Origin of the sequence: Klebsiella sp. P1954 (genome assembly GCF_018199955.1) — a bacterium.
GTDB classification, from domain to species: domain Bacteria; phylum Pseudomonadota; class Gammaproteobacteria; order Enterobacterales; family Enterobacteriaceae; genus Klebsiella; species Klebsiella pneumoniae.
Map to the genome: position 1 here is coordinate 98,782 of NZ_CP073373.1, position 17,186 is coordinate 115,967.

The 17,186-nt window shown below is 59.7% G+C and carries 15 protein-coding genes and 1 pseudogene; 12 read left to right on the forward strand and 4 right to left on the reverse strand.

What is annotated here, in order from left to right:
* Nucleotides 1–130: 130 nt before the first annotated feature.
* Entirely contained in the window at nt 131–1,018 is an 888-nt protein-coding gene (locus KB890_RS00530) for a LysR family transcriptional regulator (RefSeq protein ID WP_002906776.1), read from the reverse strand.
* 273 nt (nt 1,019–1,291) lie between these two features.
* Between KB890_RS00530 and KB890_RS00535 the strand changes: the two genes are divergently transcribed.
* The 11 genes and pseudogenes from KB890_RS00535 to nadS all read left to right on the forward strand — a co-directional run bounded on the left by KB890_RS00535 (nt 1,292) and on the right by nadS (nt 10,920).
* Nucleotides 1,292–1,843 carry a P-loop NTPase family protein gene (locus KB890_RS00535; protein WP_004180132.1) on the forward strand — a complete coding sequence of 184 codons (552 nt, stop codon included), beginning with the start codon at nt 1,292–1,294 and terminating at the stop codon, nt 1,841–1,843.
* A gap of 91 nt (nt 1,844–1,934) precedes the next feature.
* A complete protein-coding gene (locus KB890_RS00540; RefSeq protein WP_004898544.1) occupies nt 1,935–2,942 on the forward strand; it encodes an MsnO8 family LLM class oxidoreductase in 1,008 nt (335 codons plus the stop codon).
* Nucleotides 2,932–4,053, forward strand: coding sequence for a M20 peptidase aminoacylase family protein (locus KB890_RS00545; RefSeq protein WP_004180131.1), 1,122 nt, complete (start codon nt 2,932–2,934; stop codon nt 4,051–4,053). The genes KB890_RS00540 and KB890_RS00545 overlap by 11 nt, the downstream gene beginning before the upstream one ends.
* A 24-nt stretch (nt 4,054–4,077) precedes the next feature.
* A pseudogene (locus tag KB890_RS27470) lies at nt 4,078–6,341 on the forward strand (NtaA/DmoA family FMN-dependent monooxygenase).
* 11 nt (nt 6,342–6,352) lie between these two features.
* Entirely contained in the window at nt 6,353–6,862 is a 510-nt protein-coding gene (locus KB890_RS00560) for a GNAT family N-acetyltransferase (protein ID WP_094932900.1), read from the forward strand.
* A gap of 9 nt (nt 6,863–6,871) precedes the next feature.
* Entirely contained in the window at nt 6,872–7,798 is a 927-nt protein-coding gene (locus tag KB890_RS00565; protein ID WP_004180124.1) for an amino acid ABC transporter permease, read from the forward strand.
* Nucleotides 7,782–8,561 carry an amino acid ABC transporter ATP-binding protein gene (locus tag KB890_RS00570; protein WP_002906697.1) on the forward strand — a complete coding sequence of 260 codons (780 nt, stop codon included), beginning with the start codon at nt 7,782–7,784 and terminating at the stop codon, nt 8,559–8,561. The genes KB890_RS00565 and KB890_RS00570 overlap by 17 nt, the downstream gene beginning before the upstream one ends.
* Nucleotides 8,562–8,599: 38 nt before the next feature.
* Nucleotides 8,600–9,451 carry a transporter substrate-binding domain-containing protein gene (locus KB890_RS00575; protein ID WP_014343117.1) on the forward strand — a complete coding sequence of 284 codons (852 nt, stop codon included), beginning with the start codon at nt 8,600–8,602 and terminating at the stop codon, nt 9,449–9,451.
* Nucleotides 9,452–9,528: 77 nt separating this feature from the next.
* Nucleotides 9,529–10,146 (forward strand): glutathione S-transferase family protein, encoded by a 618-nt coding sequence (locus tag KB890_RS00580; protein WP_004180119.1) that lies wholly within the window; start codon nt 9,529–9,531, stop codon nt 10,144–10,146.
* Nucleotides 10,147–10,216: 70 nt separating this feature from the next.
* Complete coding sequence (gene pptA / locus KB890_RS00585) at nt 10,217–10,444, forward strand: tautomerase PptA (RefSeq protein ID WP_004180117.1); 228 nt, start codon at nt 10,217–10,219, stop codon at nt 10,442–10,444.
* Between the two features lie 179 nt (nt 10,445–10,623).
* Nucleotides 10,624–10,920, forward strand: coding sequence for a NadS family protein (nadS, locus tag KB890_RS00590; protein ID WP_004180116.1), 297 nt, complete (start codon nt 10,624–10,626; stop codon nt 10,918–10,920).
* 566 nt (nt 10,921–11,486) lie between these two features.
* Here the strand turns inward: nadS and KB890_RS00595 are convergent.
* Genes KB890_RS00595 through KB890_RS00605 form a run of 3 tightly spaced genes read right to left on the reverse strand, consistent with a single transcriptional unit; the run spans nt 11,487 to nt 16,121 of the window.
* On the reverse strand, nt 11,487–13,103 hold the full coding sequence (locus KB890_RS00595) for a carbohydrate porin (RefSeq protein ID WP_004180115.1): 1,617 nt from the start codon (nt 13,101–13,103) through the stop codon (nt 11,487–11,489).
* 43 nt (nt 13,104–13,146) lie between these two features.
* The gene (locus KB890_RS00600; RefSeq protein ID WP_004180114.1) at nt 13,147–14,529 is read right to left on the reverse strand and encodes an MFS transporter; all 1,383 of its coding nucleotides are present in this window, start codon (nt 14,527–14,529) and stop codon (nt 13,147–13,149) included.
* A gap of 23 nt (nt 14,530–14,552) precedes the next feature.
* A complete protein-coding gene (locus tag KB890_RS00605) occupies nt 14,553–16,121 on the reverse strand; it encodes an alpha-L-rhamnosidase-related protein (RefSeq protein WP_020324726.1) in 1,569 nt (522 codons plus the stop codon).
* 204 nt (nt 16,122–16,325) lie between these two features.
* On the opposite strand from KB890_RS00605, the gene KB890_RS00610 reads away from it, so the two are divergent.
* Nucleotides 16,326–17,150: a helix-turn-helix domain-containing protein gene (locus tag KB890_RS00610; RefSeq protein WP_004180112.1), complete on the forward strand. Its 825-nt coding sequence runs from the start codon at nt 16,326–16,328 to the stop codon at nt 17,148–17,150.
* Nucleotides 17,151–17,186: the final 36 nt, after the last annotated feature.

The following is a 17,186-nucleotide window of genomic DNA, read 5'->3' on the forward strand; positions in this document are numbered from 1 at the left end:
CATTATGCTGGCTTTCTCATCATTCTGACGTAGGAGATAAGCTCAGACATGGCGCTGAATCCTACACGTAACCTAATAGTTACGCACCTAAAACATTTACCGAGAGCATTTGACAGATTTATCAATGAGATCAGCGTCGCAGAGTTTCCAGTAACAGCGTGAAAGCGCTGGTATGCTGGCGCCGGCTGGGGTAATAGAGATGGTAGCCGGGGAAGGCGGGGGTCCACTCCGCCAGCACCCGCACCAGCCGGCCGCTGGCTAAGGCCTCCGCCACGCAGTCATCCGGAACGTAGGCCAGCCCGAGGCCCGCCTCCGCCGCGTCGATGCGCTGCGGCAGGCTGTTGAGGATCAGCTGTCCCTCCACCCGCACCTGAATCTCCCGGCCATCGCGGGCAAATTCCCAGGCGTAAAGTCCCCCTCGTGTCGGCAGGCGCAGATTGATGCAGCGATGTTGGGCAAGATCCCAGGGCGTTTGCGGCGTACCGGCCCGCTGCAGATAGGCCGGCGAACCCACCACCGCCATCCGCATATCCGGGGCGATGCGCACGGCAATCATGTCTTTTGCCACCTGTTCGCCGAGACGCACCCCGGCGTCGAAGCGGTCACCCACGATATCCGTGAGCCCATTATCAACAGTGATTTCGATGTTAATATCAGGATATTGCAGCATAAATGGCTTTAGCGCCGGCCAGAGTACCGCGCTGGCGGCATGCTCCCCGGCGGTAATGCGCAGGTTGCCCGCCGGGCGTTCTCGGGTGTCGCGCAATGCAGCCAGGGCCTGCTCGATCTCTTCCAGATGCGGACCGAGGCGCTGAATCAGTCGCTCGCCCGCTTCGGTCGGCACCACGCTGCGGGTGGTGCGGGTCAACAGCCGTACATCGAGCCGCGTTTCGAGATGGCGCATGGCATGGCTGAGCGCCGACTGCGACACGCCAAGCTGGGCCGCCGCGCGGGTAAAGCTGCGTTCACGCGCCACCACCATAAAGGAGAGCAGATCGTTTACGTTCTCTTTTAGCATAATCTTTCCGGATTGATGAATACTGCTCACAGGTACGCAGAGTGTATGCCCGGCCTGAGGATTGTGCCAGCCTGATGGCCGGACGCAGTGGAGCAGAATGGTTATGGCGGATGATTTATTCCTCTGTGCAGGGCAGGTATTGTAGTAGGCCCAAAAAACGCCAGCGCCAGGTGAACCGACATTCGCTGGCGCGGCATGACCGGGGGGACGGCAGCCCGAAAGATGATTCAAGAGTATCGCCAGGCAGAGTCTGGTAACCGGGGAGAAACAGAGATGAATATCAACGTGGTCGGCACCAGCGGCTCAGGCAAATCCACTTTGGCCCGGCGCCTGGCGCACCGGCTGGAATTACCCTGGATCGAGCTCGATCGCCTGTACTGGCGGCCGAACTGGCAGGGCGCGCCGGATGAGGCATTTTTCGCCGCCATTGCCGCCGCGACGGCCACGCCGGGCTGGGTGCTGGATGGCAATTACAATCGCAGCCGCAGCGTTAAATGGCGTGCGGTGGATTTGGTGATCTGGGTAGATTATGGTTTCTGGCGCACGCTGCGCCAGGCGGTATGGCGGGCGGCGAGCCGGGCGTGGCGACATCAGGAGCTGTGGCCGGGCACGGGCAACTGCGAGAGTTTTCGCCGTTCGTTCTGCAGCCGGGAATCCATCATCCTCTGGACGCTGAAAACCTGGCGGCAGCATCGCCGACGCTATCTGGCCGATATGCAGGATCCGCAATATCGTCATATTCGCTTCGTCCGGGTGCGCAATCCGCGGCAGGCCGAGGCGCTGCTCCGCGAGCTGGAAGCGCAGCGTTCAGCCGGGCATATCTAATTTTCAGCAGTACACATGTGAATTAATTGTTTCTCAATAGTTAGCAGAGATTTTAATAATGCAGGCACGTACTTTCATATGAGCCTGCGAAATGTCTTATCGAATCAGTATTCTGGATAAAAGTCCGCTTGCCGCCGGGGAAACCGCCGCGCAGGCGCTGGCGCGTACATTAACGCTGGCGCAACACGCCGAAGCCTGGGGCTACCACCGCTTCTGGGTCGCTGAACACCACAATACCGATCAGCTGGCGAGCCCCTCGCCGGAGCTGGTTATCGCCTGGCTGCTGGGCCACACCCGGCGGATCCGTCTTGGGTCCGGCGGCGTCATGCTTCAGCACTATAGCCCCTATAAGGTCGCGGAAAACTTTAACCTGCTGGCCGCCCTCGCGCCGGGCCGCATCGATCTCGGGGTCGGCAAGGCGCCTGGCGGCCTGCCGCTCTCCACCCGCGCCCTGCAGCAGGGCCTGCATCAAGAGGAGAAAGGGACCTTTGCCGATCAGCTGGCGCAGCTGGATAACTGGCTGTCGCTGACTGAGCCCGGGGGAGAGGAGAGCCTACGCGCCACGCCGATCCCGCCGCGCCGGGCAGACGGTTTTCTCCTCGGCGCCAGCCTGGAGAGTGCTGAACTGGCCGCCCGCCTTGACTGGAACTTTGTCTTTGCCGCCCATCTCAATGGCGACAGCGCGCTGCGCCGTGCCGTGTTCAACCGCTGGCGCGAGCTCAGCCCGCGTGAGGCGATGGTCGCCGTCCAGGTGGTGGTCGCTGACGATTCGGCCACCGCCGCCGCGCTGGCGCAGCAGGTCGAGGTGTGGGGCGTCGAGCTGGAGAACGGCCAGCGGGTGACCGTCGGCAGTGAGGCGCAGGCCGTCGCTTTTGCCCGCCAGGCCGGCAGCCGACCGACGCGCATTGCCCGCCGTGAATCTTCGCTGATCTCCGGTACTCCCGAACAGGTTAAAGCCCGGCTTGACGCGCTGCAGGCGGAAGAACAGTTGGATGAACTCATCATTGATACCCCCATTAGCGACGGGCCAGCGCGCCTGCACTCTCTGCGCCTGCTGGCGCAGGCTCACTACGGCAAGGAGGTGCTGAATGTCCTTTGAACAACAACTGATTAGCTGGCGGCGCGAGCTGCACCAGAACCCGGAGCTCTCCCTGCAGGAGGTGGCCACCACCGCGCGGATCCGCGACTGGCTGCAGAGCGGCGGGCTGACCCTGCTGCCCTACGATCTGAAAACCGGGCTGGTCGCCGAAGTCGGCAGCGGCGACAAGGTGATTGCCCTGCGGGCGGACATCGACGCGTTGCCCATCGAGGAGGCGACCGGTCTGCCTTACCGCTCGCAGAATCAAGGGGTAATGCATGCCTGCGGCCACGATATTCACACCAGCGTGATGCTGGGGGCGGCGCTGCTGCTGAAGGAGCGGGAAGCGGAACTCCCGGGGCGGGTGCGGATCCTGTTTCAGCCGGCGGAGGAAAATTTTGGCGGGGCGAAAACCCTGATCCGCGCCGGGGCGCTGGAGGAGGTGTCGGCGATCTTCGGCATGCACAATGAGCCCGGCCTGCCGGTGGGCGAATTTGCCACCCGCGGCGGCGCGTTCTACGCCAACGTCGACCGCTTCGTCTTCAAAGTGACCGGGAAGGGGGCGCATGCCGCCCGCCCACATGAAGGAAGGGATGCGATCCTGCTGGCCAGCCAGCTGGTGACGGTGCTGCAGAGCGTGGCCAGCCGGGAGGTGAACACCCTCGACTCGGTGGTGCTCAGCGTGACGCGGATCCAGGGAGGCAATACCTGGAACGTGCTGCCGGAGAGCGTCGAGCTGGAGGGGACGCTGCGCACCCACAGCAGTGAAGTGCAGCAGCGGGTCAAGGCCCGGGTCAGCGAGATTGCCGCCGGTTTCGCCAGCGCCTTTGGCGCGCAGATTGACGTCTTCTGGTACGCCGGCCCGACGGCGCTGGTCAACGACGCCCGCTGGGCCGATTTCGCCAGCGAGGTGGCAGCCCAGGCCGGGTATCGCACCCACCATGCCGATCTGCATCTCGGCGGCGAAGATTTTGCGGTCTATCTTCAGCATATTCCCGGGGCGTTCGTCAGCATCGGCAGCGCCAGCGAATATGGTTTGCACCATCCGGCATTTAATCCGGATGAACGGCTGATTGCGCCCGCGGCGCACTATTTCGCCCGTCTCGCGGAAGAAGCGTTACAACACATTTAACGAATGACAGGGGAAGGGGTAGCTATGTCTGAAAATCGACAATTGCGTCTGGGAACCATATTGCATGGCGCATCGGGAAATATGTCCGCCTGGCGTCATCCGGCGGCCCAGGCGGACGCCAGTATTAATTTTGATTTCGTCACCCAGACGGCGCTAAAAGCAGAAGCGGGGAAGCTGGATTTTATTTTTGTCGCCGACGGTTTATATATTAACGAAAAATCGATTCCCCATTTTTTAAATCGCTTCGAACCCTTAACGGTACTTTCCGCGCTGGCCGCGATCACCCGGCGTCTGGGACTGGTGGGGACCTTATCCACTTCGTACAGCGAGCCGTTTACCACCGCCCGCCAGTTCGCCAGCCTTGACCATTTAAGCCAGGGACGGGCGGGGTGGAACGTGGTCACTTCCCCGCTGGAGGGGTCGGCGAAAAACTTCTCCCGGGCCCAACATCCGGATCATGCGCTGCGCTATCGCATTGCCGATGAATATCTGCAGGTGGTGAAAGGCTTATGGGATTCATGGGAAGAAGACGCCTTTGTGCGCAATAAGGAGACTGGCCAGTTCTTTGATAAAAATAAACTGCATACGCTCGATCACCACGGCGATTTCTTTAAAGTCGCCGGGCCGCTGAATATTGCCCGCACGCCGCAGGGCCGACCGATTATTTTCCAGGCCGGCGCATCGGACGACGGCAAGAAATTAGCCGCACGCCACGCCGATGCCATTTTTACCCATCAGGACTCGCTGGCCGAGGCGCAGGCATTTTATCGGGATGTCAAAAGCCAACTCGCCGCATATCAGCGCAGTCCGGACCAACTGCATATTTTCCAGGGCGTCAGCGTCATCGTCGGGGATGACGCCGAGGATGCGGAGCGGCAGTACCAGACCACCGCGGCGCTGGTTTCCATCGAGGATGCGCTGAATTATCTCGGGCGCTATTTCGAACACCACGATTTCTCGCAGTACCCGCTCGACGAACCTTTCCCGGATATTGGCGACCTGGGACAAAACAGCTTCCGCAGTACCACCGACGAGATTAAACGTCACGCCCGCGAGCGGGGCTTAACCCTGCGCCAGGTGGCTCTGGAGGCAGCCAGCCCGCGTCCGCGCTTTACCGGCACCGCCAGCGATGTCGCTGATGGCCTGCAACTGTGGTTCGAGCAGCACGCGGCGGACGGCTTCATTATTCAGGGCGGCACGCCGGAAACCTTCCCGCGCTTTGTGGATGAGGTGGTTCCGCTGTTACAGGCGCGCGGACTGTTCCGTCGCGACTATCCGGGCACCACCCTGCGGGAAAGTCTGGGTCTGGCGCTACCCGCTAATCAATTCCAAAAATAATAAAAGAGAATCACGCTATGCAGAAAACAACACTCTTGCTGGCCGTCGCGTTGGCATTTAGCGCCTCATCGTGGGGTCAGGACGTCAAGATCAATGGCACCGGAGTGAGCCTGGAGGCCAACAAAACGCCGATTCACACAGCGAAAAATCCGCAGGCCATTGCCCTGTTGCCGCAAGATCTGCATCTGGCGGTGCCGGGGAAATTCACCGTCGCGGTGGCGGCCCTGAACTCTCCGCCGCTGACGGTCTTTGCCGATGACAACAAAACCCTGCTCGGCAGCGAGGCGGATATCGCCCGGCTGGTGGCGGAGAGCCTCGGGCTGGAAGTAAACGTGGTTCCCACTTCATGGGAAGACTGGCCGCTGGGGGTCACCTCCGGCAAATATGATGCCGCGATCAGCAATATTACCGTCACCAAAGAGCGGAAAGAGAAGTTCGATTTCGCCACCTACCGCAAAGACTCGCTGGGCTTCTACGTCAAAAGCACCAGTCCGCTGAGCAAGATTGACAAAGCGGAAGATATCGCCGGGCTAAAGATTATTGTCGGCTCCGGCACCAACCAGGAGGCGATCCTGCTGGCGTGGAACGCGGAGAACGTCAAGAAGGGGCTTAAGCCGTTTATCCCGGTCTACACCAAGGATGATGCCGCCCAGACGCTGGCCCTGCAGACCGGACGAGCCGACGCCTTCTTCGGCCCCAACGTGATTGGCGCGTGGAAGGCGGCGCTGACCGGCAAAACCAAACTGGTGGGCAGCGTCGATGGCGGCTGGCCGAAAGCGGCGCATATCGCGGTAACGCTGAAAAAAGACAGCGGGCTGGTGAATGCCGTCCAGGCGGCGCTGAACGGGGCTATCGCCAGCGGGGACTACGCCAAAGTGCTTAACCGCTGGGGCGAAGGGGTGGAAAGCATTCCGCAATCGGAAATCAATCCGCCCGGACTGGGCGACTGACAGGAGGCGCGATGAGCGAAGCATTCCGCGATATTTCTCCGGAGGCTCCGGAGCTGCAGCCGATTATTAGCGGGCTGTTTGCCGAATATGCCGCCCGCTACGGCGACTATTTTTCCCGCGATGCGGAAGTGGAGTTAAGTGAGTGGTATTTGCCGCCGCAGGGGCTGTTTATTGTCCTTGAGCGTGAGGGCGAAATTATCGGCACCGGCGCGTATAAGCCGAAGGATCGCCACACCGCAGAGATCAAACGTATCTGGACGCACCGCCGTCTGCGCCAGCAGGGGCTGGCGGCGAAGGTGGTCCAGGAGCTGGAGCGACGGGCGGTGCTGGCCGGGTACAGCCATATCTACCTGACCACCGGTTTCCGTCAGCCGGAGGCGGTAAAGCTCTATCTCAGCCAGGGGTATGAGGCGCAGTTTGACCTCACGCGAGACCCGGAAGAGTACAGTCAGCCGCCGTACGATGGCCGGCTGCGGTTCACTAAAGCGCTGGCGGTGAGCGCCTACAGCCACAGCGCCTGAGGAGGCATTATGCATTCATCTGAAACGATCAAAGTGGTGCCGGCGCGCTATCCGCTGCAGGTGGTCGGGGCTCTGGTCGCCCTGCTGGTGCTGGCGGTGGTGATCCAGTCGGTGGCCTTTAACCCGCGCTGGGAGTGGGGCGTCTTCGCCCGCTGGTTCTTCGACCCGGTGATCCTCGAGGGGCTGGGGCAAACCCTGCTCCTGACCCTGCTCGGCACGGTGTTAAGCGTGATCTTCGGCGGCCTGCTGGCGCTGGCCCGTTTGTCCTCATCGTGGCTGCTCAGCAGTCTCGCCTGGGGCTATATCTGGCTGTTTCGCTCACTGCCGCTGATTGTGGTGCTGATCATTCTCTATAACTTTTCCTATCTCTACGACACCCTGTCGCTGGGGATCCCGTTTACCGGCGTCACCTGGGCCAGCTATCAGACCATTAACGTGCTGGGGCAATTCTCCACGGCGGTGGTGGGCCTGACCCTGGTGCAGAGCGCCTATACCGCGGAGATTATTCGCGGCGGCTTTCTCGGCGTCGACCACGGGCAGTATGAAGCCGCCGCCGCGCTGGGGCTACCCGCCTGGCGGCGCACGCTGCGCATTATTCTGCCGCAGGCGCTGCGCACCATCCTGCCATCCGGCTTCAACGAGATCATCAGTCTGGCCAAGGGAACGGCGATGGTGTACGTCCTGGCGATGCCGGAGCTGTTCTACACCATCCAGATGATCTACAACCGTACCCAGGAGGTGATCCCACTGTTGATGGTCGGCGCCGCCTGGTATCTGGCGATCACCAGCGTCCTCTCCGCCATTCAGTATCTGGTGGAACGGGGCCTGGCGCGCAGCGAGCGCCGCTCGGCGGTAAACAGCGCCCGCAGCAGCCGTCTGAATCAACCCGCACGTCAAGCGCAGCCGCAGGAGGCCGTTCATGCCCAGCTCTCATAATGGCCATATCTCTATCACCGGGGTCAGCAAATACTATGGCCGCCACAAGGCGCTGGACGATGTGTCGCTGGAGATCCCCCCGGGCACGGTGACGGTGATCCTCGGCCCTTCCGGCTCGGGCAAGTCCACGCTGCTGCGCACCATAAATCACCTCGAACGGGTCGATGAGGGATTTATTCAGATTGACGGCGACTATATCGGCTATCGCCGCAAAGGCGACAAGCTGTATGAGATGAAAGAAAAGGAAATTCTTCGCCAGCGGATCAACGTCGGCTACGTGTTCCAGAACTTTAACCTGTTTCCGCACCTGACGGTGCTGGAGAACCTGATTGAGGCGCCGATCGCCCACCAGCAGGTCACGCGCAAAGAGGCCATTGCCCGTGCCTATGAACTGCTGGACGTCGTCGGACTGCGCAATAAAGCCGACGCCTGGTCCCGGCATCTCTCCGGCGGCCAGCAGCAGCGTATCGCCATTGCCCGGGCACTGGCGCTGAACCCGCGGGTGATCCTGTTTGATGAGCCCACCTCGGCGCTGGATCCGGAGCTGGTGGGCGAGGTGCTGGATGTGATCAAAAAGCTGGCGCGATCGGGCACCACCCTGGTGGTGGTCACCCATGAGATTGGCTTTGCCCGCGAGGTGGCCGACCAGGTGGTGTTTATGGTCGACGGCAGGATCGTCGAGCAGGGCAGCAGCGACGAGGTGCTCAACCATCCGCAGCATCCGCGTACCCGGCAGTTTTTATCCAGGGTGCTGCCGTCATGAACAGAGCGCTAATGACCCTTGTTCTCAGCGCTTTTGCCATGAGCGCTTACGCGGCGCTGGATCTGCGCGCCAATGAGCAGCCATTGCCGGTCACCCGCGACCCGCAGGCGATAGCGAAAATTCCGCCGGGCTATCGCTTCGTCGAGCCGGGGACGCTAACGGTGGCGATCTCGGCGCTCAATTCGCCGCCGCTGGCCCTGCTGGCCAGCGACAACCGCACGCGGATCGGTAGCGACCCGGATATAGCCCGCCTGCTGGCCGGAAGCCTTGGCCTGAAGCTCAGGCTGGTGCCCACCGCGTGGGAGGACTGGCCGCTGGGCATCGCCTCCGGCCGCTACGATGTGGCGCTGATCAATATCGCGGTAACCGAGAAGCGCAAAGAGAAGTTCGATTTTGCGACTTACCGGGTGGACTCCCTGGCCTTCTCGGTGAAATCCACCAGCGACATCGCCGCGGTAAACGGACCCGCCGATCTCGCGGGGCGCAAAGTGATCGTCGGGTCCGGCACCAATCAGGAGCGGATCCTGCTGGGCTGGAACGAGGACAACCGCGCCGCCGGACGGCCGCAGGCCCAGCCGGTCTACCTGACCGATGATGCCTCCGGCAATCTCTATATCCAGTCCGGGCGGGCGGATATCTTTTTCGGCCCGCAGTCGGTGGCAGCCTATAAAGCGGCGCTTAACGGCCAGACCCGGGTGGTGGGCCTGGGGCCGAAAAAAGCGTGGGTGGCGACAACCACCAAAAAAGGCAACGGCCTGGTCTATGCCCTGCAGGCAGCTCTCGACGGGGCGATTGCCCGCGGTGAATATCAGCAGGTGCTGGCGCGTTGGGGGGAGCAGGGCGAAGCGGTGGCGCAGTCGGTGGTCAACCCTCCGGGGATAACCTACTAACCCCCAGTGGCATGGTGTGCCGGGTGGGTGAGCGGCAAATTTCTGCCTACACTTAGGCTTTACCCTGGAGGCAGACCATGATAACCGTTTATGGCGTGCCGGGATGGGGCTCGACGATTAGCGAGCTGATGCTCTCCCTGGCCGATATTCCCTACGAGGTGGTTGACGTGGAGGGCTTTGACCAGCCCGGTCCGGCGCGCGAGCGTCTGCGGCAGATTAATCCGCTGTGCCAGGTGCCCACCCTGAGGCTGGCCGACGGGAGCATCATGACCGAAACCGCCGCCATCGCGCTGATGATCCTCGACCAGCGTCCCGATCTGGCCCCCGCGCCGGGGACGCTACAGCGTCCGCAGTTTCAGCGCCTGCTGGTCTGGCTGGTGGCCAATGTCTATCCTACCTTTACCTATGCCGATTACCCGGAACGCTGGGCGCCCGCCGCCGCGGAGCAGCTGGTGGAGAATTGTCGCCAGTACCGGAAAAATCTCTATCTCTGGTTCGAACAGCAGCTGGCCGCCGGGCCGTGGGCGCTGGGCGCGTCGGTAACGTTGCTGGATTGCTATATCGCGGCGATGTACCGCTGGGGACCCCGCCAGGCGTGGTTTGACGACCACGCGCCAAAATTCGCCGCCATCGCCCGGGCGGTCTGTCAGCGACCGGAGCTGGCCGCGGCGCTACGCCGTAACAAGCTGATTTAACGCATGCGATGCCAACCAGAACGGCCATTCTGTGGTAGCGTTATGGCTCTCATCACAAGGAGTCTTTGCTATGCCGCATGTTGATATTAAATGTTTTCCCCGTGAACTGACTGATGAACAAAAAACCGCGCTGGCCGCCGACATCACTGAGGTGCTGATCCGCCATCTGAACAGCAAAGAGAGCGCCGTCAGCGTCGCACTCACTCAGATTGAGCCGGACGCGTGGCAGGCTGTGTGGGACAGTGAGATCGCCCCGCAGATGGCGCAGTTGATTAAGCAGCCGGGTTATAGCATGTAACCCGACACCCGGAGGCGATGCTGCGCATTTGTCCGGGCTACGCGCTCTCAGCGGTCTGCAGTTCCGTAGCCCGGGCAAGGCGCTTTGCGCCGCCCCCGGGGAGGGGCTTCTCCGGCGACGCACTGAGAGAAACAGCATGTTCATCTATCCTAAGCGCCAGAGAGCCAACCGAGGTGGGTATGAAAGACGAATTGTTTGCCGATCTGCTGGCGAGTGCAGAAGAAATGGTCAGGATCGAGAAAGGTGAACAAATGCCGAAGGAGCAGCACGTTCATACCTTCAGCGAAATTGACGTGAAAGCGATACGCGAAGCCACAGGTTTAAAACAGCAGGACTTTGCAGCGGCCGTTGGCGTTAGCTACGAGTTGGTTAAAAGCTGGGAAACGAAACGACGTCACCCAACCGGTGCAGCCAGAAAACTGCTTTTATTGCTTCAGGGTAATCCATTGATTATCAACTTGTTGAAGGTTGTTTGAAAGGTTATTCTTCGCAAGGAAAATGGCAGAGTTTGCCCTCTTTCGTAACCGGGGCCTTTAAAAAGGAGTGCATTACGTATGGAAACCAACGATTCTATTTTGTAAGAAATCAAGAAATACAGCGCTCATATTGATAGGTTTAGAGCGCGAGTAAACACTCATGGTATCTGGTTGTTTATTGCTACCCTTGGATGCTGGGGGGTAACTGAGCCCAGTATTCGGATATTAGCATTCGTTATGCTTTTCTTTATTTTTTTTGTTTCTTCTACACGGTAGCTTTCCAGGTGAAAAGCGAACGTTTAAAAAGATTCACGATGATATAAAAAATAAAATAGTTGATAATTTAACACCAGAACAACAGCAAGAAAGGTTTCACGATCTTCTCATCGTTGAGAAAAAACGAAAGTCACCTGTTGGAATTATAAAAACAACCTTTATCTTTTTAGCCTGTTATGGTTTTTATTTTATAAGTTTATATTACTTCATACAGCACTGGCATAGTGACAAAGTAACAGCGTGTATTTAAATCAACCCGTCCTGGCATTTGAGCCGGACGGGCCGTTTGATTAAAACCAAATCTCCGTCTGCACGCCGAAGTTCCATGTCCCGCCAGCGGTAAAGCCTTTGCTGCCGAAATCGTCATTTATCGCGTAGCGATCCAGCGCTTTATCCCAGTTCATCCAGGTGGCAAAGAAGCGGATTTCCGGCCGCGCCTTGATATCCAGCACATCACCCACTTTAAAGGTGGGGGCGAAGGTCAGCTTGTAGAAATCACCGCGCACCGCCTGATACTGATAAACGTTGTCATTATAGCGATAGCTGCGCCCGTTCGGATTGAGATCCATATACTGCCACGAGGCCTCATACAGCAGGGCGAAGTGAGCGGAGATCCCCTGTGATACCCGCAGGTTAAACGTCGCCCAGTCGTAGCGGTCGCCGTCGTGATAGCGGTCTTCGCTATGCTGGGCTATCACCGACGGCGCCAGCTGCCAGTTTTTCCCCAACGGCAGGATGCCATACGACGCAAAGCGCAGGGAGGCCGCGTTCTCGGTCAGATCGCCATCGCTCCCCGGCTGACGCGCTTCGGCGCCCAGCCCGACGCCGTACTGCAGGGCGCTTTCAGACACCCCCGGCGCCAGGCCGTAGAACTGCTGTTTGTCGTGGAGGGCCAGCATCGCGTAGTAGCCGTTTTTGGCGGTGTTATCGCTGCGCAGGGCATAGCTCCCGGTGGTCGAGGTATTATCTTTCAGATCATCGTTGCCCTGGGCGGTCATCACCGTGGTCATAAGTTGCCAGTTGCCGTAAAAATGGTTGGCGGTGAACAGCAGATTCTGGATGTCATTATCCGCGTAATTATCGCTGCCAAGGTCGCCGAAGTTACGTGCATACACCGAATAGTCGCCGCGCAGGCCGCTTCCCCAGTCGACATCATTGATCCCGCCGCCGGTACCGCCGAGGAACATGATGTCGCTATCGGTAAAGTGGATATCGAAGTTATCCCGATCAAAGCGCTTGCCGGCCCAAATTGAGGCGCGTTTTAACGGACCGGTGAATTCGGCAAAGTTACCCATCTCGACGTACAGCTGACGAATGTTCAGATGGTGGCTGTCGTTATCCTGAACCCACGGATCCGGGTTGGTGGCCCCGTCGGCGAGCATGGTCTTGAAGCGCGCCCATGAGCCATCGTTGAAGGTGAGCTTTTTGCCAAAGCTCAGCTCGGCGTAATTATCTTTTTCGTTACCGAGACGACCGACATGGGCATCGCCGTTGAGCGAACTGGCCGGGGAGACGCCCGGCCCGCCGCGGGCGCCTTTACCATGGCTGTTGACTAACATCCCGGAACGGGCGTAGGCGTTAAAGGTAAACCCATCGTCCGGGACGCGCTTCGCCAGCTGCTCGCTCAGTTGCTGATTAGTGGCCTGCTGTTTTTGTTCGCGAGCCGTGGTCTGCTGGCTGAGCGCCTGCACCTGCTGCTCCGCCGCCGCGGCGCGCTGCTCGGCGGCGGCAGTTTGCTGTTCTGCCCGCTGCGCGCGGCGGCTGGCCTCGCTGGCCTGCTGTTCAGCGAGATTGAGGCGCGCTTCCAGCTGCGCCAGCCGTTGCTCCACGCTCAAGCCGGCGGCGCTGACGCTGATGAGCGGAAAAAGGGCGCAGCAAACCGCTGCGCTAATCACAGAGATACGCATAAAAATCCTTAATTTATCCAGAGGTTAAATCAGCGGGGGCGCCTTACATGGCGGGGGATTCTCCGGCGGTCGGGGCCGGGGCTGGCGAGGCGCCGCGTCCGGCATCAAGGTCGGCACGAATCTGCTCATACTGATCGTCGAGGCGGTAGAAGCGGCCCATCCACAGCATCGAGGCGAGGATCAATAGCGCCGGAATGTATAGATAGCAGGCCTTGATGGCCAACAGGGCGCTGTCGCTCTGCGTGTGGTTGGCGATATAGCCGCTGGAGGAGAGCAGCACGCCGGTGATAGCCCCGGCACCAGCCATCGCCACCTTGCCGAGAAAACCGTTTATCGAGGTCAGGATCCCTGCGGTATTAATCCCGGTTTTCCACACGCCGTAATCCACCGGGTCGGCCTGCATCGAGAAATAGATAGCCGTGCGTTGGCCGGCGCCGAGGGAGAGGATCACGGCCCCGACGATCAGTCCCAGAACGTGGGCGCCAGACACCATCATAATCCCCATCCCGAGCAGATTGACCGCGCTGGCCACCAGATAGACATGACGTTTTTTCATGCGTCGGGCCAGAAGCGGGACGGTGAGGGTGCCGAGCAGGGGAACGAAGGTGGAGATCCCGGCGATAACCGCCGTCAGCTCGGTATTCCCGACGTAATAATGGAAGAAGTACACCAGGGCCCCGGTCTGAAAGAAAAAGGCACCCCACATCAGAAAGATATTGCTGGCGAAGACCCACCACGGACGATTGGCGCGCAGACTAATCCAGGCGCGTTTCAGGGTCATGCGCTCCCCGGTAAGGGTGATCTTTTCTTCGACGTTGCGAAAGCTCACCAGCAGGAAAAAGGCCGCCAGTACGCCAAAAATCACCGCGGTATAGAGGAATCCCTGCTGCTGGTTGCCTTTGCCTAGCATGCCGACCAGCGGCAGCGTAGCCACGGCGACGATGGTGGCGCCAAGGGAGCCCAGCAAAATGCGCACCGCCGACAGCGTGGTGCGTTCTGCGGAATCACTGGTTAAAAACGGCAGCATGGCGCAGAACGGAATATTCACCAGGGTGTAGAGGAACGACAGACACAGATAGGTGACAAAGGCGTACAGCAGTTTGCCGGTGGTGCCGAAATCCGGCACATAAAAGGCCAGAATACACAGCAGGCCAAAAGGCAGGGCGCCGATCAGCAGCCAGGGGCGGCAGCGCCCCCAGCGGGTGGTGGTATTGTCGATCACCAGCCCCATCAGCACGTCGGCCACGCCGTCTACCAGCCGGGTGACCAGGAACATCAGGCCGACATAATAGGCCGGGAGACCCATGACGTCGGTGTAAAAGAACATCAGATACAGAGAGATCATCTGCCACACAAGGTTGCAGGAGAGATCGGCAATGCCATAGCCAAAGCGCTGCCGCCACAGGGTAAACGTTGTTTCTGCCATAAATCACTCGCTTATCGTTGTTGTTAAAGTCCGTACTGGCGAATAAACCAGGCCGGGGTACAGCTCCACGCATGGCAGTAACTGTTGATAAGCTTACTGCCATACGGGGAAAAGTCAGGATGTTGGGGGTCGAAAATTTCCCAGAAGGTGTCGGCGCCATAGGCGACCATCGCCCCCCAGTAGGCTTTGATCTCCGCCACCGCCTCCTCGCGCAGGCCGGACTGTAGCAGGGCAACAATGTGATGATGACGCAGGTACGGGGTGTTCATGGCAATGGCGGGCGGCTGCTGCTGCAGGCGGCGCATCAGCGCCTGACGCTGCCCGGCGGTGCCAACTTCCGCCAGCACCAGCCAGATCTGCGACGCCCATGAGACCTGACGCACGGCGCCGCTGATAAACACCTGCCGCTCGTTGTCCCACAGGTGGTGGAGGGCGGCCTCCTTCAGCTGCCAGAGCGTGGCAATGTAGTCAGGTACCCGCTGCGGTTCAAAACGCTGCGCCAGCCAGAGGGCGCGCTGCAGACAGTAGATGAGCACCCCCTGCGCCGAGGCCTGTTTATTCAGCTCCGCCTGCCAGTCGATAAATACCCACCAGTCATCGCTGTCGCGCACCAGCCCCTGAGAATCGCAGCGGGTCAGCGCCAGCTCGATTTGCCGCCGCGCCGTGGGCCACAGCTCACCGACGGTTTCCGTGTCGCCGGTGCTTTGCAGGTAGTTATAAAGCACGTCGACAAAAAACAATGAGTAATCAAACAGAAAGGTGTCATCGGCGCGTACTTCTGGCTGAACAAAGACATTGGCGGAAACCATGCCATCTTCCCGGGTATGGCCAGCAAAGAGATACAGGCAGCGGCGGACCAGATCGTGGTGGCCGAAGGTCACGTCATTCACCTGCGCCTGCAGGCGCAGGTCGCCCAGCCACAGCCGACGGTCGCGTTTCGGCCCATCTTCAAACACCTCCTGCATGCAGTTTTTCAGGGTACGAACGGCAACGTCATCAATGGCTTTCAACTGCGGATCGGCGATGACCGCCGGGTGCGGGCTGCCGGCAGAGGTGACGGTTTCCAGAGCGATCTCATCGAACTGCAGACGAAACTTGCGCGACAGCGCTTTGACCTCCACCTTCAGGTAGCGCAGGCAATAGCGACGTGGCAGAGCGACCCGGGCGGGCAGGACGTCAAGCCACAGATCCTGCTGCTGCAACCAGCTGCTGCTCAGCCATCCCTGGTATTCGCTGAACGGCTCACAGACTTCGCTCAGCGTCTCGCCGAAGGTGAAGTGCAGATGGGCCGGGGCATCGGGCGGGCTGCCGACGCTGCGGCAGCTGAACTGCAGGTAGCCAACAAAATGGCTGCCAAAATCAATAATGATGCTGTCGCCGACGTTGAGCGGTTGCTGATAAAACTGCTCCGGCGTGCAGACGGTATTCCCCCGCCAGCCGTTCAGCGCTCCTGGTTCAGCGACGGCCTCGACGATGGCCTGCGGCGTCTGGCGCAGGCGTTGCAGCGCGGGCGTCAGGTCGGCCGCACGCTGTAAAAAGCGCGGGTGACGGATCATCGCCACGCTGGAATTGTATTGAATTGCTTGTGACATACTGCGTCCTCTCCGTTAGGTTAGGCGCAGCATAGGCCGTCGTCCGGCGCGGCTACCACTCTGGCAATGCCAAACCGTCAGTGAAAATGGCAGGAATAATGAGGTGGGGGCGCTGGCGATCACAAATCCGCACATCGGGCGCGTGCCGAGGGCCGGAATAGATTATCGTGCCCCTGCGCCATAGGTTGTTCAGGATTTGCTGTAATGATGACACTGACCGTTGAGTATTATTTCACCCATCCCCAGGATAAGCTCGGCATGTACGCCAGTGACCCTGAGGATAATAGCCAGGAGCATGGCCATGAATTTGCCGAACTGGTGATCGTCGAGGAGGGGCATGGGTTACACGTTATTAATGGTCGCCCGCTGTATATCCAACAGGGAGACGTATTTTACGTCCAGCCTGGCGATGTGCATTATTATGATGAGCTGGGGACGCTGAAGCTGATTAATGTCTTAATTAATCCGGCGGTGGCCTTTGGCTATTTACAGCAGATGGAGGGATTGCTGCAGCAATTATCCGCGCAGCGCGCCGCCTGCTATGGCTGGCTGGCGCCGGAGACTCGCAGCTATTGCCGGGAACTGGTGGAAAAGATATTTTCCCCGGCGCTGAGGGCGGCGGATAATACCCCGCTACGGGAGTCTCTCTTTTTCCAGCTGGTGACCACCATTCTCACAGCCGAGTCGGAAGCCGAATATAGCAGCACTCGCTATAAACTGCATAAATTACTCACCTGGCTTCAGGAGCACTGTTTCGAAGAACATAACTGGCAGCAGCTGGCGGAGCAATTTCATCTCACCACCCGCACCGCGTTTCGCCATATTAAAGAGGCCACCGGATTAACCCCGGATAATTATCTGAAACGTCTGCGGCTGGTCTCCGCGCGGGTCAAATTACGCGAAACGGAGATGACCATTACCGAAGTGGCTTATCTGTGCGGCTTCGCCAACAGCAACCACTTTACCACCCTGTATAAAAAAGTGTTTGGCCTGACCCCCAGCGCCGATCGCCGCCGCCCACCGGGTTAAAAGGGGGCCGCAGGCCGGGCAGGGGAAAACCGGCCG

Bases quoted from the DNA above. Each gene is read 5' to 3' on its own strand.
- KB890_RS00565 (WP_004180124.1), top strand. From the start codon at position 6,872: ATGCATTCATCTGAAACGATCAAAGTGGTGCCGGCGCGCTATCCGCTG.
- KB890_RS00545 (WP_004180131.1), top strand. From the start codon at position 2,932: ATGTCCTTTGAACAACAACTGATTAGCTGGCGGCGCGAGCTGCACCAG.
- KB890_RS00605 (WP_020324726.1), bottom strand. From the start codon at position 16,121: ATGTCACAAGCAATTCAATACAATTCCAGCGTGGCGATGATCCGTCAC.
- KB890_RS00600 (WP_004180114.1), bottom strand. From the start codon at position 14,529: ATGGCAGAAACAACGTTTACCCTGTGGCGGCAGCGCTTTGGCTATGGC.
- pptA (WP_004180117.1), top strand. From the start codon at position 10,217: ATGCCGCATGTTGATATTAAATGTTTTCCCCGTGAACTGACTGATGAA.
- KB890_RS00540 (WP_004898544.1), top strand. From the start codon at position 1,935: ATGTCTTATCGAATCAGTATTCTGGATAAAAGTCCGCTTGCCGCCGGG.
- KB890_RS00575 (WP_014343117.1), top strand. From the start codon at position 8,600: ATGAGCGCTTACGCGGCGCTGGATCTGCGCGCCAATGAGCAGCCATTG.
- nadS (WP_004180116.1), top strand. From the start codon at position 10,624: ATGAAAGACGAATTGTTTGCCGATCTGCTGGCGAGTGCAGAAGAAATG.
- KB890_RS00535 (WP_004180132.1), top strand. From the start codon at position 1,292: ATGAATATCAACGTGGTCGGCACCAGCGGCTCAGGCAAATCCACTTTG.
- KB890_RS00595 (WP_004180115.1), bottom strand. From the start codon at position 13,103: ATGCGTATCTCTGTGATTAGCGCAGCGGTTTGCTGCGCCCTTTTTCCG.
- KB890_RS00610 (WP_004180112.1), top strand. From the start codon at position 16,326: ATGATGACACTGACCGTTGAGTATTATTTCACCCATCCCCAGGATAAG.
- KB890_RS00560 (WP_094932900.1), top strand. From the start codon at position 6,353: ATGAGCGAAGCATTCCGCGATATTTCTCCGGAGGCTCCGGAGCTGCAG.
- KB890_RS00580 (WP_004180119.1), top strand. From the start codon at position 9,529: ATGATAACCGTTTATGGCGTGCCGGGATGGGGCTCGACGATTAGCGAG.
- KB890_RS00530 (WP_002906776.1), bottom strand. From the start codon at position 1,018: ATGCTAAAAGAGAACGTAAACGATCTGCTCTCCTTTATGGTGGTGGCG.
- KB890_RS00570 (WP_002906697.1), top strand. From the start codon at position 7,782: ATGCCCAGCTCTCATAATGGCCATATCTCTATCACCGGGGTCAGCAAA.